Annotated in this window: 22 protein-coding genes; 4 read left to right on the top strand and 18 right to left on the bottom strand. The window is 60.1% G+C overall.

The window, feature by feature from the left end; translation table 11 throughout:
* Positions 1 to 47 precede the first annotated feature (47 nt).
* The 17 genes from PspR84_RS12965 to PspR84_RS12885 form a co-directional block, all read right to left on the bottom strand.
* Entirely contained in the window at positions 48 to 1103 is a 1056-nt protein-coding gene (locus PspR84_RS12965) for a substrate-binding domain-containing protein (RefSeq protein ID WP_160057550.1), read from the bottom strand.
* A 23-nt stretch (positions 1104 to 1126) separates the two neighbouring features.
* Positions 1127 to 2152 carry an ABC transporter permease gene (locus PspR84_RS12960; RefSeq protein ID WP_160057549.1) on the bottom strand — a complete coding sequence of 342 codons (1026 nt, stop codon included), beginning with the start codon at positions 2150 to 2152 and terminating at the stop codon, positions 1127 to 1129.
* Complete coding sequence (locus PspR84_RS12955) at positions 2145 to 3701, bottom strand: sugar ABC transporter ATP-binding protein (RefSeq protein ID WP_160057548.1); 1557 nt, start codon at positions 3699 to 3701, stop codon at positions 2145 to 2147. Before PspR84_RS12955 ends, PspR84_RS12960 begins: the two co-directional genes overlap by 8 nt.
* A gap of 8 nt (positions 3702 to 3709) precedes the next feature.
* Positions 3710 to 4381: a methionine ABC transporter permease gene (locus PspR84_RS12950; protein WP_160057547.1), complete on the bottom strand. Its 672-nt coding sequence runs from the start codon at positions 4379 to 4381 to the stop codon at positions 3710 to 3712.
* On the bottom strand, positions 4378 to 5178 hold the full coding sequence (locus tag PspR84_RS12945; RefSeq protein WP_160057546.1) for a methionine ABC transporter ATP-binding protein: 801 nt from the start codon (positions 5176 to 5178) through the stop codon (positions 4378 to 4380). The genes PspR84_RS12950 and PspR84_RS12945 overlap by 4 nt, the downstream gene beginning before the upstream one ends.
* On the bottom strand, positions 5175 to 5984 hold the full coding sequence (locus PspR84_RS12940; protein WP_095049871.1) for a MetQ/NlpA family ABC transporter substrate-binding protein: 810 nt from the start codon (positions 5982 to 5984) through the stop codon (positions 5175 to 5177). Before PspR84_RS12940 ends, PspR84_RS12945 begins: the two co-directional genes overlap by 4 nt.
* 27 nt (positions 5985 to 6011) lie before the next feature.
* Complete coding sequence (locus PspR84_RS12935) at positions 6012 to 7058, bottom strand: isopenicillin N synthase family oxygenase (protein WP_160057545.1); 1047 nt, start codon at positions 7056 to 7058, stop codon at positions 6012 to 6014.
* Positions 7059 to 7555: 497 nt separating this feature from the next.
* Positions 7556 to 8473 (bottom strand): catechol 1,2-dioxygenase, encoded by a 918-nt coding sequence (gene catA, locus PspR84_RS12930; protein ID WP_160057544.1) that lies wholly within the window; start codon positions 8471 to 8473, stop codon positions 7556 to 7558.
* A gap of 163 nt (positions 8474 to 8636) precedes the next feature.
* The gene (catC, locus tag PspR84_RS12925) at positions 8637 to 8927 is read right to left on the bottom strand and encodes a muconolactone Delta-isomerase (RefSeq protein WP_034155472.1); all 291 of its coding nucleotides are present in this window, start codon (positions 8925 to 8927) and stop codon (positions 8637 to 8639) included.
* Positions 8928 to 8942: 15 nt separating this feature from the next.
* A complete protein-coding gene (locus tag PspR84_RS12920) occupies positions 8943 to 10064 on the bottom strand; it encodes a muconate cycloisomerase family protein (RefSeq protein WP_160057543.1) in 1122 nt (373 codons plus the stop codon).
* Between the two features lie 22 nt (positions 10065 to 10086).
* A complete protein-coding gene (locus tag PspR84_RS12915; protein ID WP_160057542.1) occupies positions 10087 to 10848 on the bottom strand; it encodes a 1,6-dihydroxycyclohexa-2,4-diene-1-carboxylate dehydrogenase in 762 nt (253 codons plus the stop codon).
* Positions 10849 to 10868: 20 nt separating this feature from the next.
* Positions 10869 to 11882 (bottom strand): benzoate 1,2-dioxygenase electron transfer component BenC, encoded by a 1014-nt coding sequence (gene benC, locus PspR84_RS12910; RefSeq protein ID WP_160057541.1) that lies wholly within the window; start codon positions 11880 to 11882, stop codon positions 10869 to 10871.
* Between the two features lie 20 nt (positions 11883 to 11902).
* The gene (gene benB, locus PspR84_RS12905) at positions 11903 to 12391 is read right to left on the bottom strand and encodes a benzoate 1,2-dioxygenase small subunit (RefSeq protein ID WP_160057540.1); all 489 of its coding nucleotides are present in this window, start codon (positions 12389 to 12391) and stop codon (positions 11903 to 11905) included.
* Positions 12391 to 13746: a benzoate 1,2-dioxygenase large subunit gene (benA, locus tag PspR84_RS12900; RefSeq protein ID WP_160057539.1), complete on the bottom strand. Its 1356-nt coding sequence runs from the start codon at positions 13744 to 13746 to the stop codon at positions 12391 to 12393. Before benA ends, benB begins: the two co-directional genes overlap by 1 nt.
* A gap of 152 nt (positions 13747 to 13898) precedes the next feature.
* Positions 13899 to 14855, bottom strand: a complete 957-nt coding sequence (locus tag PspR84_RS12895; RefSeq protein WP_160057538.1) for an AraC family transcriptional regulator — start codon at positions 14853 to 14855, stop codon at positions 13899 to 13901.
* A gap of 881 nt (positions 14856 to 15736) precedes the next feature.
* Entirely contained in the window at positions 15737 to 16660 is a 924-nt protein-coding gene (locus tag PspR84_RS12890) for a helix-turn-helix domain-containing GNAT family N-acetyltransferase (protein WP_095118487.1), read from the bottom strand.
* A gap of 67 nt (positions 16661 to 16727) precedes the next feature.
* Positions 16728 to 17003, bottom strand: coding sequence for a hypothetical protein (locus tag PspR84_RS12885; RefSeq protein ID WP_095118486.1), 276 nt, complete (start codon positions 17001 to 17003; stop codon positions 16728 to 16730).
* Between the two features lie 138 nt (positions 17004 to 17141).
* On the opposite strand from PspR84_RS12885, the gene PspR84_RS12880 reads away from it, so the two are divergent.
* Entirely contained in the window at positions 17142 to 17978 is an 837-nt protein-coding gene (locus PspR84_RS12880) for an AraC family transcriptional regulator (protein WP_095118485.1), read from the top strand.
* A gap of 54 nt (positions 17979 to 18032) precedes the next feature.
* Positions 18033 to 18629, top strand: a complete 597-nt coding sequence (locus PspR84_RS12875) for a LysE family translocator (protein WP_160057537.1) — start codon at positions 18033 to 18035, stop codon at positions 18627 to 18629.
* Positions 18630 to 18741: 112 nt separating this feature from the next.
* Here the strand turns inward: PspR84_RS12875 and PspR84_RS12870 are convergent, their stop codons facing one another.
* The gene (locus PspR84_RS12870) at positions 18742 to 19512 is read right to left on the bottom strand and encodes an AraC family transcriptional regulator (protein ID WP_160057536.1); all 771 of its coding nucleotides are present in this window, start codon (positions 19510 to 19512) and stop codon (positions 18742 to 18744) included.
* Between the two features lie 231 nt (positions 19513 to 19743).
* Between PspR84_RS12870 and PspR84_RS12865 the strand changes: the two genes are divergently transcribed.
* Both PspR84_RS12865 and PspR84_RS12860 read left to right on the top strand, forming a co-directional pair.
* Entirely contained in the window at positions 19744 to 21369 is a 1626-nt protein-coding gene (locus PspR84_RS12865) for an APC family permease (RefSeq protein ID WP_160057535.1), read from the top strand.
* A 22-nt stretch (positions 21370 to 21391) separates the two neighbouring features.
* A complete protein-coding gene (locus PspR84_RS12860) occupies positions 21392 to 22318 on the top strand; it encodes a 4-hydroxyproline epimerase (protein WP_160057534.1) in 927 nt (308 codons plus the stop codon).
* The last annotated feature ends 44 nt before the right edge of the window (positions 22319 to 22362 follow it).

Genomic DNA, 22362 nt, shown 5'->3' with positions numbered 1-22362 from the left:
TCGCGAGCAGGCTCACTCCTACAGGGGATCGTTGTCGGTAGGAGGATCTAGTTGACCACCGGGATCCACGCCGCCCGTGCGACATTCGCGGAATCACCAAAGCTGGGGAGCTTCTGCGCCAGATCTCGAACGTTTTTCACATCCAGATCCAGCAACTGCTGGCGGGTAATTAACGTCGGCGGTACCAGCACCTGATGCCCCGGGTTTTCCCCGGCAATCAACATCGCCAGACTGCGCACGCTGATCGCCCCGGCGACTTGCGGATTGACCGCCGCCGTCGCCGCCCAGGCACTGTCCGGTTCTTTCATGATCTGAATATCGGCGGTGGAAATATCGGCGCTGTAGATCTTCACCTTGCTGGTCAGCCCAGCCTCATCGACGGCGATTTTCGCACCTTTGGCGAACTCATCGAACGGTGCGAAGATCACGCTGATGCCTGGATTGGCTCGAAGCACGGCGCTGGCCTGATCCGCCACCGAGTTGGCAATCGGCGGATTCAGCGTGCCAAAGCGTGCCTTCTCGACGATCCCCGGATTGGCTTTCTTCACCTGACTCCAGATTTCATCGCGGCGCTCCATCGGCGTAAAGCCGCTAATGTACACGTAGCCGGCATCAAACTTTGTGCCGTTGTCCTTGATGGCCTGATCCAGTGCCAGACGCGCCAGCGCATGGTGATCCTGCTCGACCTGAGTCACTTGCGGGGTGTTCAGATCGACATCGAAAGCGACGACTTTGATGCCTTTGGCGATGGCCCGATCAATCGGCGCTTTCAGGGTTTCGGCCAGGCCGAGCTGGACGATGATGCCGTCGACGCCGAGATCGACCGCCTGATCGATCATCTCGCCCTGACTCGCCGCTTGCTGCCGGGCATCGAATACGCGCAGGTTGGCGCCCAACGCTTCAGTCTGTTTTTCCACGCCACGCAAGTACGCCTCGGGGAAGTCCCCGGAGAACAAGTAACCCACCAGTGCGATCTGTACCTGACCTTTGTCGAACGGTGCCGGCGCACCTGGCAAGGCTTTAGCCTGAGCGCCCAGCGCCACTGCCGAGAGCAACGCACCGGCGAGGCAATGACGGGCGAACTGTGTGATTGAACCGTGCATGCAACTTCCTTGAATAAAGCGGCTCAACGCGCCCGATGCGCGAGGCCGAACGTGAACATCAGGGCCAGCACCAGCACCAGTCCCTTGACGAAATCCTGCGCGTAATACGGCGCGTTGAGCATGGTCAGGCCATTGAGCAGCGCCGCCACCAGCAGCGCCCCGACCAGGGTGCCGAAGGCATTGGGCTTCTTCGCACCGAGCACGGCAAAACCGATCAGCGCCGCGCCGAGAGCATCCAGCACCAGACCGTTGCCCGAACTGACATCGCCGCGACCCAGGCGCGCTGCCAGCAACAACCCGCCGAGCGATGCGAGCAACGCCGAGAGCACGTAAGCCAACAACTTGAAGCGCTGCACCGGAGCACCGGCCAGACGCGCCGCTTGCTCGTTGCCGCCGATGGCATAGAACAAACGACCAATGCGCGTACGTTCGAGAAACAGCCACACCGCCACTGCTACCACCGCCGTGATCAACACCGGAATCGGCACCACCTCCCACAACCGTCCACGCCCCAGCGCCAGAAACGCAGCACTGAACGTACCTTCGGTTTCCTCACCGCTGGGCAGCGTCATGCCTACCGCAATCGAGCGTCCGCCAGTGGGAATCAGTTGCACGCCAATCACCAGAAACATGCTGCCCAGCGTCGCGAGAATGTCCGGCACCCGCAGTTTGACGATCAGCCAGCCGTTGAGCAGACCGACCAGCGCCCCACCGGCCAGACTGATCAACACCGCCGGCACCGCGCCCCAGCCGAGCACGACCATCACGTAACTGGCGATCATCAGGCTCATCGCCGCCACCGCGCCAATCGACAGATCGAGACCGCCGACCGCCATGGTCAGCGTCACGCCGAGCGCCAGCAGCGCGACAATCGACACCGATTGCAGGATGCTGAACAGATTGCCGACGCGCAGGAATGCCGGCTCGGCCACACTGAAAAACACCACGATCAGCGCCAGCAGCCATAACAGGCCGTAACGGATCAACCCGTGCAGCAGACGTTCGGCGCGTGCCGGCTCGGTCGATAACAGTAAACTTGAATCAGGCACTCGCTCTGCTCCTTGGCGTGGCTTGAGGGGAATGTTCGGTCACGTCGCTGCCGGCCAGTGCAGCGACCAGATCAGCACGATCGAGGCCGGCACGCGGGTACTCGGCGACCACGGCGTGATCGCGTACCAGCAGAATGCGGTCGGCAATTTCCAGGGCTTCATCGACGTCGGCGCAAATCACTAAAGTCGCGCGCCCCTCGGCGCTGTCGCGCAGCAGTTGGCCGATGTCGCGGCGGGCGCGCACGTCGACGCCTTGAAAAGGTTCATCAAGGATCAATACTCGCCCATTGCCGAGCAGCCAGCGGCCGAGCACGACTTTCTGTTGATTGCCGCCCGACAACGCGCTCATCGGCACATCGATGCCGGCAGTCTTGATCCCCAGCGCTGCCACTTGTGCCTCGACCGCTGCGGCCTCGGCGCGGTTGCGGATAAAACCGCCACGTGTGAAGCGCTCCAGAAACGGCAAGGTCAACGTCCGGCGCAGGGAAAAATCCGCCACCATCGACTGACTGGCGCGGTCTTCGGCAGCAAAGAACACCCCGCTTTGAATGGCCTGGCGCGGTGAGTCCGCACGCCAGTCAGCGTTATCCAGTTGCACGCGGCCCGAGGTCGCTTTACGCAGGCCGAACAGCACCTCGGCGATTTCACTTTTACCGGCGCCCAACAGCCCAGTGAGCACCACCACTTCGTTTTCGTGCAGTGTCAGGTCGAACGCGGCGGAGCGCGGCAGAATTTGCATGGCGTTGAGTTTCAACACCTCGCGCCCGGCCACGCACGGCTGATAAACATGCTCGGCCAGCGCCTGCCCGAGCATGGCGCTCACCGCTTCCGGCAATTGCCGAGCGGTGAACTCACCCGCGAACTGACCATCACGCAGAACGATGGCGCGATCCGCCACGCGTTGCAGGTCGGAGAGTCGATGGGAGATGTACAGAATCGCCACGCCGCGACTGCGCAAGGTGTCGATCAAACCAAACAGGCGCTGCGCCTCGGTGTCGGAGAGCGCTGCCGTCGGCTCATCGAGAATCAGCAGACGCGGCTGCAAGGCCAAGGCCCGAGCAAGCACCACCAATTGCCGTTCGGCCTGACCGAGATGCTCGATCGGTTGCTCCAGCGGCAAGGTCAAACCCAGCCCGGCGGCGATGCTCGCGGCGCGTTCCAGCAGGCGTTTGCGATTGAGCCAGAAGTCCGCGTCTGGCTTGCACAGTTCATCGAGCAGGAGGTTTTCCGCGACGCTCAAACCGGGTGCAATGCCCTCGTTGATCTGTTGATGCACCGCGACAATGCCGAAGCGCCGCGCCGACAGCGGCGAGCTGAAATGCCGTGGCGCGCCTTCCAGCCAGATCTCGCCAGCGTCGGCAGTCTGGCTGCCCGCGAGGATCTTCACCAGGGTCGACTTGCCCGCGCCATTGGCACCGAGCAGCGCCACTACTTCGGCGGGATAGATGTCCAGGCTGACGGCATCCAGCGCCCGGCTCGCGCCAAATATTTTGCTCAACTCACGCACACGAATCAGTGGCTCGCGAACTACAGCGACCGGCACACTCATACAAATCCTTAGCGGCGATGCGCCAGCGAACGAACCAATCGATCACCCAGGCTTTGCACGCCTTGGACGAGGATCACCAACACCACCACCGTGGCCACCATCACTTCATTGTTGAACCGCTGATAGCCGTAACGGATCGCCAGATCACCGAGCCCGCCGCCACCGATCACCCCGGCCATCGAGGAAAAACCGATCAGCATCACCAGCGTCAAGGTGATCCCGGCCAGCAATGCCGGCAGCGCTTCGGGCAACAACACTTTGAAAATCACATGGCCGATGTCGCCGCCCATGGCGAGAATCGCTTCGATGCGGCCCTTGTCGACTTCGTCCAGCGCGTTTTCGACGATGCGGGCGAAGAACGGAAACGCGCCGATGGTGATCGGCACCACAGCGGCGGTGCTGCCTAGTGTTGTTCCGACCAGCAACCGCGTCAGCGGAATCAGGGCGATCAGCATCACCACGAATGGCAGTGAACGGCCGAGGTTGACCATACTACCCAGCGCGGCATTCAAGCGTGGCAACGGCAACAGCCCGTCGCGACGACTGATGAACAGCAACACGCCCAGCGGTAAGCCGATCAGCAGCGTGAACAGCCCCGCGAGCAAGACCATGTACAGGGTTTCACCGGTGGCGTTGAACACCAGTTGCAGGATTTCATCCCAATTGACCGTGCGGTTCATGAGTGCGCCGCCCGTACGCCGTATTGTTTAAGAAAACTCAGGCCCGGCTCAGCGTGACCCAGTGGCAAGCCGCAGGTCGGCCGCAGCGAAGCGCCCAGTTGCGATTGCGCATCGGCCAGCAGCCTTGGCACCGGGCCGGCTTCGACCAGACGTCCGTTGGCCATGAACGCAGCGTGATCGCAGATCGACTTGACCACCTCCAGTTCATGGGTGATCAACACGATGGTCACGCCCAATTGCCGATTGATGTCGCGAAGCAATTGCAGGATCGATTCGGTGGTCTCTGGGTCGAGCGCACTGGTGGCCTCGTCCGAGAGCAGGTACGCCGGCTCTGCGGCGAGGGCGCGGGCAATGCCGACGCGCTGTTTCTGGCCGCCGGACAATTGCGACGGGAAGGCCTGCGCCTTGTCACTTAAACCGACCAGTTCCAGTAATTCGCGAACCCGCACATGGCGCCACGGTTTGCCGATATTGGCAATCTCCAGCGGCACCGCGATGTTGTCGAACACCGTGCGCGAATGCAGCAGGTTGAAGCCCTGGAAGATCATGCCGATGCGCTGGCGTTGTTTGCGCAGGTCACTGTCGGACAGCGTCAGCAGATCCACACCGTCAATCAGAATCCGGCCGCTGTCCGGACGTTCGAGCAGATTGAGACAGCGCAGCAGCGTCGACTTGCCCGCCCCGCTACGCCCGAGAATCCCGAAGACCGCACCGTCGGGAATGCTCAGCGAGACCTGATCGAGTGCCGGTTGCGCGGCCGAAGGATACGTCTTGCTCAACTGCTCGACGGCGATCATGGCTTGCTGCCCGCCACCGGAATCACTGAACCGGCAAAGTTGTCGGTGATGTATTTGGCGACTTCTGGCGAAGTCAGGTCCTTGGCCAGTTGCGCGATACGCGGGTCGTGCTCCAGCTTCGGCGTGGTCACCAGAATATTGGCGTAAGGATTGTGCTCGGCTTTCTCCAGGCCCAAGGCATCCTTGGCTGGCACCAAGCCTGCGTCGAGCGCGTAGTTGCCGTTGATCACGGCCAGATCGACGTCGTCCAGCGAGCGCGGAATCTGCGGTGATTCGATTTCGAGAATCTTCAGCTGTTTCGGGTTCTCGGCGATGTCCTTGGGCGTTGCCTGATCGGCCGCCGGGTCATTGAAACCGGATTTGAGTTTGATCAGGCCGTTGTCCTGCAACAGGTACAGCGCGCGGCTCAGGTTGGTGACGTTGTTGGGCACGGCGACTGTGCCTTTTACCGGCACGTCGGCGAAGCTTTTGTGCCGGTGCGAGTAGATGCCCAAGGGTTCGATATGCACCGTGGCCGCCACCGCAAGTTTCTCGCCGAGGGCCTTTTCCTGGGATTTCAGGTACGGCAGGTGCTGGAAGTAATTGGCGTCGACATCACCGTGCACCAACAGCTCATTGGAGTTCACCCCGTTGGGGATCTCGATGACTTTGAGATTCAGCTGCGGATCGATTTTCTGGATGTACGCCAGAATCTGCGCGTGGGGCACCGGGTCGGCGGCCACGCGCAACGGCTCCAGCGCCTGCGCACCGAACGACGTCACTAGTGCGCCGAGCACGGCCAGGGTCAAACCTGCTTTCTTGATCATGTGCGGAGTCCTTGAGCGAGTGATGAGTCAGGCGGATTTACGAACGGGCGGTGGCGGCAGCAACGCATCGGCGTAGAAGCGCTGCGCGACATCCGGATGCGAGCGCAGACGCCCCTTGAGGTAGTTCCAGCCAACATCGCGAAACAGCGGATTGAGCGGATCACTCGCCGGCCCGCGCGCCTCGCGCAACAGTGCGGTGGGCAGCGGATACAGCGGCACCACGGCATCCAGTTGCGCACCGAGGAAGAACGCGACCGACAGGCGTTCGCTACCCGCCGGTGGCGAAACCACGCGATGCACCGTGGCCCGCAGATAACCGTTGCTGGCCAGTTCGAGCAGTTCGCCGATGTTCACCACCAGGGTGTTCTCACGCGGCAACGCGTCGATCCAGCGCCCCTCTTCGATCTCGACCTGCAGACCGGCCTGCTGGTCTTGCAGGAGGAAGCTGAGGAAACCGGAGTCCTTGTGCGCGCCGACACCCTGGTGGCTCGACTCGCTGGACTGGCCGGGATAGCGCATCAACTTGATGTGTTCGTTGGGTTTGTCGCCGTAGAGCTGATCAAACGCGTCGGCCCGCAGCGACAGTGCCTGAGCGAACGCACGCAGCAGGCGCAACGACATCCGCGTCATCGCCTCTTGCCATTCCAGCAGCAAAGGTTTCAGTTCCGGCAGTGCCGCCGGCCATTGGTTGGGGCCTTGCAGCCGCGCCCAGAACGGGCTGTCCGCCGTCAATGGCAGCGCCTCGCGCTCGGCGCCCAGATCGAACTGTTCACGCAGATCAGGCTGGCCACGGGTGATCTCCGAGGCGGCACGGTTGTACCCGCGAAAGTGCGGTGAGTTGATCATGCCGACGGCGGTTTTCTCACTGTCGGGCAAGGCGAAGAATTGCCGGGCGTGGGCCTGCACCTGCTTGAGCAAGTCGCTGTCGATACCGTGGCCGGTCAGGTAAAAGAAGCCGACGTCGCGGGCGGCGTGGCGCAGGTTTTCGAGAAATTCGTAGCGCTGCTGAGCTGTGCCTTCGAACTGCGACAGGTCCAGCGTCGGTAATGCGGTGATATCGAGGGTATGCGGCATGATTCACTCCCGTGTGAATCAAACCTGAAGAACCTGTGATCGATTCAGCGTGTGCCGTCATGGCAATCGGGGGTCTATCGGTTTGATGCGTTTTGATTCGTCGTTGCGACAAAACTAAACGATCTTAAAAATACGTAGCCAATATCTTTTTCGCATTACCTTAGGTCTGAATTCCCCTCACCCCAACCCTCTCCCGAGGAGAGGGAGCCGACCGAGTTGTCTTGCGGTATACATCGACCTGAACAACCGGGTTGGATTCGGCGAATATCGTTCACGTTGGCGTGACGCTCAAGATCACCTTGATCAGTTCCCCTCACCCCAGCCCTCTCCCAGAGGGAGAGGGAGCCGACCGAGTTGTCTTGCGGTATACATCGACCTGAACAACCGGGTTGGATTCGGCAAATATTGTTCAGGTCGACGTAGCGCTCTAGATCACCTCGGTCAGTCCCCTCTCCCTCTGGGAGAGGGTTAGGGTGAGGGGCACTGACGACTCGGTATCAAGCGTCCTGCAACGCACGCGGTCGTTGGCTGCGTTGTTCGGCACTGGCTTCAGGCGCCTGCTGCAACTGGAAGTCGAACTTCAGCTCCGCATAACGCCCCAAAACCGCGTCCTCACGGAACACCACTTCCCCGACCAAGCCTTCACGGGTCGCATAGGCGAAGTCATCCCACAGGTATTGATCGCCCGACAGATTGATCTGCGTGGTCAGGTGCCGATGCCCCGGTGCGCTGATGAAGAAATGCACATGGGCCGGACGCTGGCCATGGCGGCCGAGCTGGTTCAGGCATTCCTGGGTCGGCCCTTGCGGGTCGCAGCCATAACCGGACGGAACGATGCTGCGAGCGCGGTAGCGGCCCTCGGCGTCAGTGATGATGCGTCGACGCAGGTTGTACTCGGACTGGCTCGGGTCGAAAAACGAGTACGTGCCCTTGGTGTTGGCGTGCCACAGATCAACGGTGGCACCGGCCAGCGGCTGGCCATGCAGATCGAACACTTGGCCTTCGAGGTGCATAACGGTGGCGACGCCCTCCTCGCTGCCGTCATCCATGCGACACTCACCTTCGCACAACGGCGCGCCGGCCACGTACAGCGGGCCTTCGATGGTGCGTGGCGTGCCGCCGGTCAAGCCGATCTGTGCATCCTTGGCGTCCTGCAACAGGTCGAGAAAATGCTCGATTCCGAGGCCGGCGACCAGCAGCCCTGCTTCCGAGCGAGCGCCCAAACGGTTGAGATAGTCGACCGATTTCCAGAACTCGTCCTCGCTGATGTCGAGGTCTTCGATGATGCTGGCGCTGTCCTGCAAAATGCGCAGGACGATGGTTTTCAGCCGGGAGTTGCCGTCGACCTTGGCAAAACCGGCGGCTTCTTTGAAAAACGTTTGCAATTCGGCGGTGTGGGCAATTTTCACGGTCATGGTGGTTACCTCATCTTGTTGTTTTGTCGACGCGGTTCTTGAGTTCCAGCACCGTCCCTTGTAGGAGTGAGCCTGCTCGCGATAGCGGTCTGCCAGTTGCCATCGATGCTGAATGAAACACCGCTATCGCGAGCAGGCTCACTCCTACAGGGACCGGGTTGGGTCAGCGGTCGTCGCTGTGGATCGACGACGGATGCCGGCACAGGCCATCGACCTCGATGTCCATGTAGGGAAACAACGGCAAGCGCATCAGCGTGTCGTGCAAGGCCTCAACGCTCGGCACATCGAACACGCTGTAATTGGCGTAGTGCCCGGCGATGCGCCACAGGTGCCGCCATACGCCGTCGCGTTGCAGCCGTTGGGCCAGTTCCTTTTCGTCTGCCTTGAGCCGGGTGGCCAGCGACGGGTCCATGTCGACGGGCAATTTCACGGTCATTTTTACGTGGAACAACATGCTGGTTCTCCTGATTCAGTGGCGGCGATAACGCGCCAGACGCTCTTCGTCCAGCGTCAGGCCAAGGCCCGGGGTTCGCGGGATGTGCAGGTGGAAATCGCGGTACTGCGGCGTTTCAATGACGATGTCTTCGGTCAGCAACAACGGCCCAAACAGCTCCGTGTCCCAGGTCAGTTGTTTGAGCGTGAGGAAGGCGTGCGCCGAGGCCAGCGTGCCGATGGAGCCTTCGAGCATGGTGCCGCCGTACAGCGCGATGCCGGCCGCCTCGGCGATCTGCGCGGTTCTGAGCACGGCACGCGGGCCACCGTTCTTGGCGATTTTCAGGGCGAACACACTGGCAGCACCGTCGGCGGCAAGGCTGAAAGCATCCTCGACGCTTTCGATCGATTCGTCGGCCATGATCGGCGCCGGGCTGCGCTGATTCAGGCGAATCTGCCCGGAGCGGTTGACCCGCGAGATCGGCTGTTCAATCAGGTCGATGCCGTTGTCACCCAGTACCTGACAGCCGCGAATTGCCTGGGATTCGTCCCAATACTGGTTAACGTCAACCCGCACACTGGCGCGCTCGCCCAAGGCTTTTTTGATCGCCACCACATGCTTGAGATCCTGCTCCAGCGGGTTGGCGCCGATCTTCAATTTGAAGATGCGATGGCGACGCGCTTCGAGCATTTGCTCGGCTTCAGCGATGTCGCGGGCGGTGTCGCCGCTGGCCAGGGTCCAGGCCACTTCTAGGCTGTCCCGTACGCGGCCGCCGAGCAGTTCGCTGACCGGCAGACCGAGGCGTTTGCCTTGCGCATCGAGCAGCGCGCTTTCGATGCCGGACTTGGCGAAAGTGTTGCCCTTGGCAATTTTGTCGAGCCGCTGCATCGCCGCGTTGATGTTGTTGGCCTCCATGCCTACCAGCGCCGGCGCCAGATGCGCATCGATATTGGCTTTGATGCTTTCCGGGCTTTCATAACCGTAAGCGAGGCCGCCAATGGTGGTGGCTTCGCCGATACCTTCAATGCCATCGCTGCAGCGCAGGCGCAGAATCACCAGGGTCTGCTTCTGCATCGTGTGCATCGCCAGTTTGTGCGGGCGGATGGTCGGCAGGTCGACGATGATCGTCGTCAGGTTTTCAATCAGGATTCGCTGCATTTCAATGTCCCTTGAAAACTAATCAACCGAGGTCGCCGCCACCAACCGGCAGAGTCACACCGGTGATGTAGGAAGCGTCGTCGGAGGCGAGAAAGAGGATCGCGCCAACCTGTTCGTCGAGGCTGCCGTAGCGTTTCATCAGGCTGCTGTCGAGGGTTTGCGCGACGATCTCCTGATACCAGGCCTGCTCCTGCGCCGACGGTTCGGCGGCATTGCGCGGGATCCGCCGGGGCGGTGCTTCGGTACCGCCCGGTGCGGTAGCGTTGACGCGAATCCCGCGCTCGGCGTTTTCAAAGGCCAGGCACGCGGTGAGCGCATTGATGCCGCCCTTGGCCGCGCCGTACGGCACGCGATTGACGCTGCGGGTAGCAATCGATGAAACGTTGACGATGGCGCCACGACCTTGCTTGAGCATGTACGGCAGCGCGGCGTGGCAACACCACAGCGTCGGGAACAGTGAGCGGCGCACTTCAGCCTCGATCTGTTCGACTTCGTAATGCTCGAAGGGCTTGGCCCAGATCGTGCCGCCGACGTTATTGATCAGGATGTCGAGTCGGCCGAAGGTGTTGATGGCTTCCGCCATCACCCGGGCGCAATCGGCGTATTGCTCAAGGTCAGCGGTCAGTGCGAGAGCGCGCTCGCCTTGCAGCTCGTGAACCAGCTCTGAGCGGTCTACGGCGACCACTTGTGCGCCTTCGCGCAACAGGCGTTCGCACACGCGGCGGCCGATACCCTGCGCCGCGCCAGTGACCAGTGCGACCTTGTTGGAGAATCTGTTGTTCATGACAACCTCGAAAAAGGATTTCAGGCAGCCGCAGCGGCAAATTTTTCGTAGTAGAAATTCGCCGGGGTGATGCCCTGCTCGCGGATGTATTGGCTGACCGCCTCAACCATCGGCGGCGGCCCGCACAGGTACACGTCGACGTCGCCTTCATTGAGATGGCGCGGCTCGATGTGCTGGGTGACGTAACCCTTGAGCGGATGCGCGCTCTGCGGATTGGCCACGCAGGCGCCGAAACTGAAGTTCGGGATGCGGGCGGCGAAGGCTTCGAGACGATCGAGTTCGACCAGATCGAAGTCATTGGTCACGCCATAGATCAAATGCACGGGATGATCGCTGCCCTGCTCGGCGATCTTTTCCAGCATCGCGGTGAACGGTGCCAGGCCGGTGCCGCCAGCGAGCAGCAACAACGGCCGCTTGATCTCGCGCAGATAGAAGCTGCCCAAGGGACCGGCCAGCGTCATGCTGTCGCCAGCCTTGGCCAACCCGGTAAGGAAACTGCTCATCAAGCCGCCAGGCACGTTGCGAATCAGGAAACTGACTTCGCCGTCTTTCTGCAATGAGCTGAAGGAATAAGCGCGGGTCTGTTCGCTGCCCGGCACTTGCAGATTGACGTATTGACCCGGCAGAAACGCCAGTTTGCTCAGCGCCTCGCCCTTGATCGACAGCGCGATGGTGCTTTCGGACAACTGCCGGACATCGCTGATCGAGGCCTGGAAACTGGCCTGTTCGGTCTTGCACAGCTGCGAGCCTGCCGGCACTCGCACCACACAATCGCTTTCAGCGCGCATCTGGCAGGTCAGCACATAACCTTGTGCGAGTTCGTCGGCGCTCAAGGCGTCTTCGATGAAGTTGTCGCCCATGTCGTAACGCCCGGCCTCGGCGAAACATTTGCAGTTGCCGCAGGCGCCGTCACGGCAGTCCAGCGGGATGTTGATGCCTTGGCGATAAGCCGCATCGGCGACGGTTTCATGGCCGCCAGCCTCGATGAAACGGGTGACGCCGTCTTCAAAATTAAGCGCGATCTGGAAATTCATGGTGCACCTCGCCGTGTCGACTAGATGTGGTAGATGTCGATGACCTGACGGACGTAATCGTTTTTCAGCACGACTTTCTTGGCCTTGATCAGCGGCTGTTCGCCGCGCAGACCGAGGGTGTAGAAACTGCTGCCGAAGTAGCTGTCAGTGACCTGGTAACGAAAGCTCAGGGTGTGCCAGTTGAAGCGCACCTGACACTCGTCTGCGCTCTGCTCGACGATTTCGATGTTGCTCAGGTTGTGCGAGGTGCGGGTGTCGGGAATGGTCGCGCTGGAGCGCTCGGTCTTGATCCGGAAAATGCGGTCTTCGAGGCCGCCACGGTTGCCGTACCAGATCAGCGAGATTTCGCTTTGCGGGTCTTCGGTGAGGGTGTCGTTGTCGTCCCAGGCCGGCATCCAGAAAGTGGCGTCGGCGGCGTACAGCTCCAGCCATTGATCCCACTGGCCGTCATCAAGATAACGCGCCTCGCGGTAGAGAAAATCGCGCACGCAGTCGTAGAGGTTGCTCATCACACGGCCTCCACGGGGATCAATTGTGGCTCGGAGGCAGCGGCCTTGAGCATGGTTTCCTGCCAGTACTTGTGTTGCAGTACAAACAGGCCTTCGTCTTCGGTGCGCATGCCGGAGAGCAACGGTTTGAGATCGATTTCTTCGGCCGCTGCGTCCGCGCCCTCGACCCAATGCGTCGCGCCACGGGACATGTCGTTCCAGCCACGGCCGGCGCCGTAACCGGTCTGGCACGAGCGGAATTCTTCCAGGTCATCCGGCGTGGCCATGCCGCTGACGTTGAAGAAGTCTTCGTACTGACGAATGCGCTTGGCCCGCGCTTCAGCGCTCTCGCCTTTGGGAGCGATGCAGTAGATGGTGATTTCGGTCTTGTCGACCGAGATTGGCCGGGCAATGCGGATCTGTGAGCTGAACTGATCCATCAAGTACACGTTCGGGTACAGGCACAGGTTGCGCGAGTTTTCGATCATCCAGTCAGCGCGGGCCAGACCGAAATCCCGGGCCAGTTCGTCACGGCGCTCATAAGCGGGACGGTCTTCGGGGTTGGCCCAGCGAGTCCAGAGCAGCAGATGGCCGTGATCGAAGGAATAGAAACCACCACCCTTTTTCGCCCAACTGCCGGCGCTCATGGTCTTGATCGCCTCACCTGCTTCGCGCTGTTGACGCTGGTTCTGGGTGGCGGCGTAGTTCCAGTGCACCGAGCTGACATGGTAGCCATCGGCGCCATTTTCAGCGGTGAGTTTCCAGTTGCCTTCGTAGATGTAAGAGCTGGAACCGCGCAGCACTTCCAGGCCTTCTGGCGACTGATCGACGATCATGTCGATGATCTTGGCGGACTCACCCAAGTGCTCGGCGAGGGATTTCACATCGGCATTCAGGCTGCCGAACAGAAAGCCGCGATAGGACTCGAAACGCGCGACTTTGGTCAGGTCATGGGAGCCTTCGCAATTGAAGCCTGCGGGATAGCCGGCTTCGCTCGGGTCTTTGACCTTGAGCAGTTTGCCGCTGTTGTTGAACGTCCAGCCGTGGAACGGGCAGGTGTAGCTGGAACGGTTGCCGGACTTGTGCCGGCAGAGCATGGCGCCACGATGGCTGCAGGCATTGAGGAACGCGTTGAGCACACCGTCCTTGTTGCGCGCGATGAAGATCGGCTGACGGCCCATGGTGGTGGTCAGAAAATCGTTATTGTTGGGGAGCTGGCTTTCGTGGGCGAGGTAGATCCAGTTGCCTTCGAAGATGTGCGCCATCTCCAGTTCGAACAGCCGCGGATCAGTGAACATCTCCCGCTTGCAGCGGTAGGCGCCCTTCTCCTTGTCTTCTTCAAGCATGGCATTGAGGTAGTCGATTCCCAGGGACATGGCCGGGGCCTCCATTGTTATTGTTCAGGCCAGGTCAGATTAGGGAGGCGATGCACGGGGCAATAGCCGAATCCTGCAGATCGCTATCCGTTTTGTGCAGGATGGCGCGGCAGATGATTCGGCGTGTTTCGGAGAGGGTTTAGCGCTGTGTTTTAGTGGCGGCGTTTGAAGGTCTGCGACGGCAGTTCGCCGTACTGTTGGCGATAGCTTTCGGAGAAGCGACCGAGGTGCAGGAAGCCGTAGTCCAGGGCCAGTTCGGTGAGACTGCGCACCGGGCAACTTGGATCGCTGAGGCAGGTGTGGATGCGCGCCAGTTTGCGCTGGCGGATGTATTGCATCGGCGTGACGCCGAGTTGGCGTTCGAACAAAACGTACAGCGAGCGCGGGCTCATGCTCGCCTGTGCGGCCAGATGTTCGGCCGGCAAATCCAGTTTCAGATTGCGCTCGATGTAATCGACGATGCGCTCGAAGCTGACGTTCGGTGCGCTTAGGCACTCACGGCTGACATTGGTGTTCATCAGCGAGATCAGTTTGCTACCGATGATCTGCGCGTAATGCTCCTGCACCCGCAGCAACGGGTCGCTGGCCTCGGCTTCCTGACAGATCATCGCCAGCAGATTGGTGAAGCCTTCCAGCTCATCGAGCCGATAGTGATTGCGCAGGAAACGGATACCGTTTGCCGGACGCTGCCAGCGCTGCTCGTCGCACACCGATTCAAGCACGCTGACCGGCACCTTGAGGATGAATTTCTCGCAATCATCCGAGTAAGTCAGATCGACCGGATCATCCGGATTGATCAACAGCAACTCGCCCGGCACCAGATGCTGCTCGCGCTTGTGCCCGCGCCACAGGCAATTGCCTTGCAGCAGCACTTGCAGGTGGTAAACGGTCTCCAGGGCCACGGAGGTCACGCGTACGCTGCCGCCATAGCTGATGCGGGCCAGATCGAGATTGGCGAGTTTGCGATGGTTGAGGCTGGCTTGCGGGTGGGCGGTTCTGGACAGGCCGATGAAGTGCTGGCCGACGTGCTGATTGACGTAGTCGGAGACGGCATAAGGGTCAGCGTGACGAAACACGCTGCTGCGATCGCTCAGCAGATGGCTGTCCATGGGAGGTGCTCGTTGTTGTCGTTATTTTGGTTTCACGGGGTTTCAGGCATCACGCGTCACAGTACGCCGGAGTGTCAGGGTGGGCAATTGGACGAAGGTTTGGGTACTCGATAATCGAACACTTTTTGTGGATTACAGAGTGTGTTTGAACAACGCCTACACTTGCCGAAGAAATGCCCTACACGCCAAAAAAACCCAATATAGAAAAATCCTACTTATGACAGTTTTATAAAACAAAAAAAAGCCCACTTCAGTCGAAACTGGAACGGGCTTCCCCCACCTCAACGGCCGTTACTTCAGGTCGTCAAAGTGGTCTCGCAGGAACTCGTAAAAGCGAAATGCTTTAAACAATCTCCATACAAGGCTCAGCGTACGCAGCAAAAGCTTCATACGTTTTGGCCTCCGGGGCTGGGGGCCAAACCTCCGGCAAACTTACCGGATCATGCTTGCCTTCAGCCTGCACGTTAAAGCAGCTAGTGAGGCGGCCGGTTGAAATCCCTCCGAAACATCATTCCGGCACGGGTGCAAAACCGTGTCAAAGGGCATGAAACCGTTTAGTCACCAGCCTGGCCTCACCGCTGCTCGAACAAGTGAGCGCCCGCATCATAACCTTCATTCAAAGGCTTTCAGGAAAAGTAATTTTCTGTTTTGTTAACCATTATTTCTGCCAGCTTTTTCTGGAAATGAAATAGCACAAACAACCAGCTTCATACGAACTTTAACCTTGCAAGGGGGCACAAAGACTCCTACCATGAGCGAACGTTAAAGCAGCTAGTGAAGCAACAAACCTCGGTCGCAACCCAAGGTTTACAAAAGAACCGCCCCGCAAAGGCGGTTTTTTTTCGTCTGCCTTTTCACTGCACCCACCGATGAAAATCAGATCACAACGCCCGCGCCCACGTCTGACTCACCAGATCCTTGCCAAAGCTGTGAACAGCTTCTTCCTCCACCAGTTCAAACCCGGCCTGCTGATAAATCTTGCGTGCAGCCGTCAGGTTACTGGTCGTCCACAGGGTCATTTTCTGGTAGCCAATCTGCCGGGCAAAGCGCAGGCACTCCTCGACCAGACGACTGCCAATGCCCAAGCCCCGCGCGCTGGCGTCGACGTAGAGCATGCGCAGTTTGGCAGTGGTGGCGTCCTGGCGGACGATGAACACGGAGCCGATGACCTTGCCGTCCTTTTCCGCAATCCAGCAGCGCTCGCTCGTCGGGTCGTAATCACGCAGGTACTTGGCGACCACCTCCGCCACCAACACCTCGAACTCCGCGTTCCAACCGTATTCGCGGGTATAGAGTGCCGCTTGTTGTTGCATCACCGTGCCCATGTCGCCGGGCTGCGGATCGCGCAACAGGTAAGTTGAATCCTTGCTGCCCTCCAGCAGTGCCTGGATCAGCGTCATGGCGCCGATCAGTTGTTTTTGCTGCGGTTCAGGCAATCGCTCGAGCATGGCGACGATCTGTTCGCGGGAAGCCTTTTCCAGCGGGACCAGAATTTCGCGCCCGATGTCAGTGAGGTGCAATTGTGCAGCGCGGGCATCCGTAGGCGACGGGACTTTCTGGATCAAGCCGCGCTTCTCGAAACCGCTGATGATCCGGCTCATATAGCCGGCATCGAGGCCGAGCATCTGGCGCAGATCAGCGCTGGTCAGGTCACCACGCGAGGCCAGTTCATACAAAATGCGCAGCTCAGTCAGCGAGTAATCGCTTTGCAGCAGATGCTCCTGCAGTACGCCGATCTGATGGGTGTAGAAGCGGTTGAAGCCGCGCACAACGTCGGCTTGTTCGAGGAGATGGCTGCTGGACATGGCAGATACTCAAGTAGTTGCTTAAGGCAACTATATATTTGCCTGAAGCAACCATGTCAACAGAAAGCTATTTGCATTTGGCCAAGACCACCTGACAGGTATCCGGCGTGCCTCCAGACCGACCGGCATAGCGGATGCAGTTGTTCATCGACTTCTGCCGAGCCATGTTCAAACTGGAGCCCCAGGCCAGACCGCCCTCGCCGACCGACGGCAAGGCTTTGGCGTAGCAGGCATCGCCAACACCCGACGGTGGATAGTGTTTTCGGCTGGAACAGCCTGCGTTAAACGTCAGGCTGAGGCCGATCAGGGTAAGCATGCCCCAGAGCGAGCATCGGTTGAGCATCGTATTTCACCTGCCGCCAAAGGGGTCGTGACCTACAGAGTCTAGCCCCCTCACCTGCACAAATCTTCTAAACGCCCTTCACCATTGCGCGGTATTTTATGGAGCCGCACCTTTGTAACGCCGAACACTGGAGACTTCGTGGATAAACGCAACTGGATCGATCTTTCCCAGGATGTCGACACCGGGATTGAATCGATTCGCGCTCACTTTGAGGGCCATGCCTACGATCCGCACTGGCATGACAGTTTCCTCGTCGGCGTCACCGAGCAAGGTGTGCAGCAGTTCAATTGCCGCCGCGTGCGCCATCGCAGTACGCCGGGCAACGTGTTCCTGCTGGAGCCGGGGGAAATCCACGATGGGCAAGCGCCGACCGAGGAAGGTTTTACCTATTCGATGCTCTACCTCGATCCGCACTGGCTGGAGCGTGAAATGCACGCGCTGTTCGAAGACGCCCCGGCCGACAGCCAGCCCGGTTTTGCCGACACGCTGAGTCAGGATCCGCGTCTGGCCACAGCGATCAGTCAAGCCTTCCATGCGCTGCATGACGGCGATCTGCGCATCGTCCGGCAGACCGCCGTCGATGGTTTGCTGAGCTCGCTCACGCGCCATCTCGACTGGCGCAAGCGCCAGGTTTTCGATCCGCGCCTGCCATTGGTGGCGCAACTGGCGCGGGATTATCTGCACGCGCACACCTATGAAGATATCGGTCTCGATGATCTCGCGCGGATCTGCGGGGTAGACCGTTTTCGTCTCAGCCGCGCCTTCAAGTCTGCTTTTGGCCTGGCGCCCCACGCGTATCTGATCCAGTTACGGCTGGCCAAGGCGCGGCAGTTGCTGGCCCGGGGTGAAACGCCGGCGCAGGTCGCCAGCGTGCTCGGTTTTGCTGACCAGAGTCATCTGGGCCGCTGGTTCCGCCGCGCCTACCAGCTTACCCCCGCCGACTACCGCAAGCGCTGCTCAAACCTTCCAGACTGATCCACAACGGCTGGCGATCATGGCTTCCTGTGTTTACTTCCAAGGAATCCGCCCATGGCGTCATTATTGCCCTTCCTGCTGTTTGCTTTCGTTGCCTCGATCACGCCGGGGCCGACCAATATTCTGGTGCTGAGCCACAGTTCGCGCCAAGGCTTGCTCGCCACATTGCCGATCATTTTTGGTGCCTGCGCGGCGGCGGCACTGATTGTATTGGTGGTCGGCCTCGGTGCCGGCGAAACCTTGCTGCGCTACCCGCGCGTGCAGCAAGCGATGGCCTGGGGCGGTGTGCTCTGGTTGAGCTGGCTGGCGTGGCAGATCTTTCGCAGTGCGCCGCCGTCGCTGGACCCGACGGATACGCAGGAAGAAGGTTTCAGCGTGCTCGGCGCGGCGATGCTGCAACTGGTCAACCCCAAAGTGTGGATGATGGCTGTGGCGGTGGTCAGCGTGTTTGTCGGCGGTGGTGACAAGACCCTGCGGCTGCTGGTGTTGTCGCTGGCGTTTCTGCTGGTGTCGTTGCCATGCATGACGTTGTGGGCGTTGCTGGGTGTGGGCAGTGCGCGATTGATGGGGTCGCCGAAAGCGTTCAAGCGGATGAACGCGACGCTTGCCTTGTTACTGCTGCTCTCGGCATGGCTGACTGTCCTGGCTTAACGCCCTCGTAGGAGCTGCCGAAGGCTGCGATCTTTTGATCTTGATCTTAAAAAACAAAATCAAAAGATCGCAGCCTTCGGCAGCTCCTACATTGCTTCTCAGTGCCATTTCATCAGGGTGAGGTGGCCTGCCGGTACTCACGCGGCGTAAACCCGGTCGACGCCTTGAACTGGCGGGTGAAGGCGCTGTGATCGGTATAGCCGCATTGCAGCGCCACTTCGGTAATCGGCAGGTCGGTGTGCAGCAATCGATGCGCGTGTTCGAGGCGTACTTTCTGGATCATCTGCCGTGGCGTCAGGTGAAACACGCGTTTGCAGTAACGCTCCAGCTGCGCCACGGAAATGCCAGCGATGCGGGTCAGCTCACCGAGGGTCACGCGGCGATTGAAATTCGCGCGGATATGCTCATCGACAGCCGCCAGCCGCTCGAATGCCGGGTGCGTTTCACTGGCCGATTGCAGGTCCACGGAAATCCCCGCCAGGCCAATGATCACTCCGTCACGGTTGTACAGCGGCTGCTTGTGCGTCAGGCACCAGCCTGGTTCGCGGCTGCCGTACAGATGCAGTTCAAGCTGATCCTCCAGCACAAAGCCCTCCTCCAGCACTTTGCGATCCTGCTCGGTGTAGCCCGGCCCGAGTTGCGCCGGGAATACCTGCGCGCTGGTTTTGCCAAGTAGCGGACGCAGATCCTTCAAGCCACAGCGTTGCACCAGCGTGCGGTTGGCGAGCACGTAACGGGCCTGCACATCCTTGATGAAAATCGCCGCGTTAGGGATCACATCGAGCATCGGCAGCAGCAGCGCCGCGCCGGCCAACAGCTCCTCAAGTGTCTGCGGACGATGCCCATCAATGCCTTGAGACAGGATCGAGAACGCCTGCTGCATCAAACAATCCCCTCGTAACGTGGATGGACGAAGCGCCCGCCATGCGGCCTTCGCGTGCAGATTGCAGCATGGTTCAAAGCATGTCGAGGGCCACGTTTATTCAGCGCGACTGTGCTGATTTCGTCATCGAAGCCGCCGCAAAACATCAATCGCCACAGCGTCGACACGTTCAAAGTCTGGGCGTCCCAGTGACACAACTGCCTATCCAATAACTCACAAGAAGGCGATGCCATGTCAGGCCAAGGCAAGTTCAAAAAACAGCTTTCACTGATCGACCTCACATTTATCGGACTCGGGGCGATTTTCGGCTCCGGCTGGTTGTTCGCGGCCAGTCATGTGTCCGCCATCGCCGGGCCGGCGGGGATTTTTTCCTGGCTGCTGGGTGGTTTTGCCGTGTTGTTGCTGGGCATCGTCTATTGCGAGCTAGGCGCTGCATTGCCGCGAGCCGGCGGTGTGGTGCGCTATCCGGTTTATTCCCACGGGCCTCTGCTCGGCTACTTGATGGGCTTCATTACCCTGATTGCGTTTTCCAGTCTGGTGGCGATCGAAGTGGTTGCCTCACGCCAATACGCAGCAGCGTGGTTTCCCGAGCTGACCAAGGCTGGCAGCGGCGATCCGACGATTCTCGGCTGGCTGGTGCAGTTCGGCCTTCTGTGCGTGTTTTTCCTGCTCAACTACCGCAGCGTGAAAACCTTCGCCAAGGCCAATAATCTGGTCAGCGTGTTCAAGTTCATCGTGCCGCTGTTGGTGATCGGCGTGCTGTTCACCTTCTTCAAACCGGCGAATTTCCAAGTACAAGGTTTCGCCCCGTTCGGCTTGTCCGGTATCGAAATGGCGGTGTCGGCGGGTGGCGTGATTTTCGCTTACCTGGGGCTGACGCCGATCATCTCCGTGGCCAGTGAAGTGAAGAATCCACAGCGCACCATTCCCATCGCACTGATCCTCTCGGTGCTGCTGTCGACGTTGATTTATGTGCTGCTGCAAATGGCCTTTCTCGGCAGCATCCCGACGGAAATGCTCGCCAATGGCTGGGCCGGGATCAGCAAGGAATTTTCCCTGCCGTACCGCGACATCGCCCTGGCACTGGGTGTGGGCTGGCTGGCGTATCTGGTGGTCGCCGACGCGGTGATCTCGCCGAGCGGCTGCGGCAACATCTACATGAACGCCACCCCACGCGTGATCTATGGCTGGGCGCAGACCGGGACCTTTTTCAAAGTCTTCACTCATATCGATGAGAAGTCCGGGATTCCGCGTCCGGCGCTGTGGCTGACCTTTGCTCTGTCGGTGTTCTGGACCCTGCCATTTCCGTCGTGGGAAGCGCTGATCAACGTGGTTTCCGCTGCGCTGGTGTTGAGTTACGCCGTGGCGCCGGTGACCGTGGCCGCGCTGCGCCGTAATGCGCCAGACATGCCACGACCGTTCCGGGTCAAGTGCATGGGTCTGCTCGGGCCGGTGTCGTTCATCATCGCCGCGCTGATTGTCTACTGGTCGGGCTGGAACACTGTGTCGTGGCTGCTCGGCCTGCAAATCCTGATGTTCGTCGTCTATCTGCTCTGCGGTCGTTTTGTGCCGACCGCTCACCTGAATCTGGCCAGCCAAGTGCGTTCCTCGGCATGGTTGATCGCCTTCTATGCGGTGACCATCGTTCTGTCGAAACTCGGCACCTTTGGTGGCCTCGGCATCCTCGCTCATCCGTTCGACACCATCGTCGTCGCTGCTTGCGCCACCGGCATTTATTACTGGGGTGCCGCAACCGGTGTGCCGGCGCATCTGCTGCGTCTGGAAGAGGACGATGAGGAAAGCGAAGTCAACGCCCCTGCCTCGACCGTTTCTGCACGCCCTGCCGGCGCCTACTGAAATCAACCAACGGGATCTAATCATGAAAGAACTACACGTCATTGATTCCCACACCGGCGGTGAACCCACGCGTCTGGTGATGACAGGCTTCCCGAATCTGCCCGGCAACAGCATGGTGGAAAAACGCGATGCGCTGCGCACTCAGCATGATCAATGGCGCCGCGCCTGCCTGCTGGAACCGCGCGGCAACGATGTGCTGGTCGGCGCGTTGTATTGCGCGCCGGTCTCGCCGGACGCCACGTGCGGGGTGATTTTCTTCAACAATGCCGGTTATCTGGGTATGTGCGGCCACGGCACCATCGGCCTGATCAACTCGTTGCAGTACCTGGGGAAAATCGAGCCAGGCATCCACAAGATCGACACCCCGGTCGGCCCGGTCAGTGCCACGTTGCATGACGACGGAACCGTCACCTTGGGCAACGTCCCCGCTTATCGTCACCGCAAACAGGTATCGGTGGATGTGCCGGGTTACGGCCGTGTATTCGGCGATGTCGCTTACGGCGGCAACTGGTTTTTCCTCGTCTCCGAGCACGGCCAGACGCTGACCATGGACAACGTCGAACACCTCACGGCGTACACCTGGGCCATGCTCAAGGCCCTCGAAGATCAGGGCATTTTCGGCGAAGACGGTGCCGTCATCGATCACATCGAACTGTTCGCCGATGACGATCGGGCCGACAGCCGCAACTTCGTCATGTGCCCTGGCAAAGCCTACGACCGCTCCCCTTGCGGCACCGGCACCAGCGCCAAACTCGCCTGCCTTGCGGCCGACGAAAAACTGCAACCCGGCGCAACCTGGGTGCAGGCGAGCATCACCGGCAGCCAGTTCGAAGGCCGCTTTGAATGGCATGGCGAACGCATCCGCCCGTTCATCACCGGCCGTGCCTACATGACCGCCGACAGCACGTTGCTGATCGACGAAGCAGACCCGTTCGCGTGGGGCATCTGAGCCGCCGCGCTGACTTTTCACCTCAATTTGAACGATGTGCCAAG

Origin of the sequence: Pseudomonas sp. R84, assembly GCF_009834515.1 — a bacterium.
Lineage (GTDB): Bacteria > Pseudomonadota > Gammaproteobacteria > Pseudomonadales > Pseudomonadaceae > Aquipseudomonas.
The sequence above is the reverse complement of the archived record's forward strand: the minus strand, read 5'-3'. Positions and strand labels throughout refer to the sequence as shown.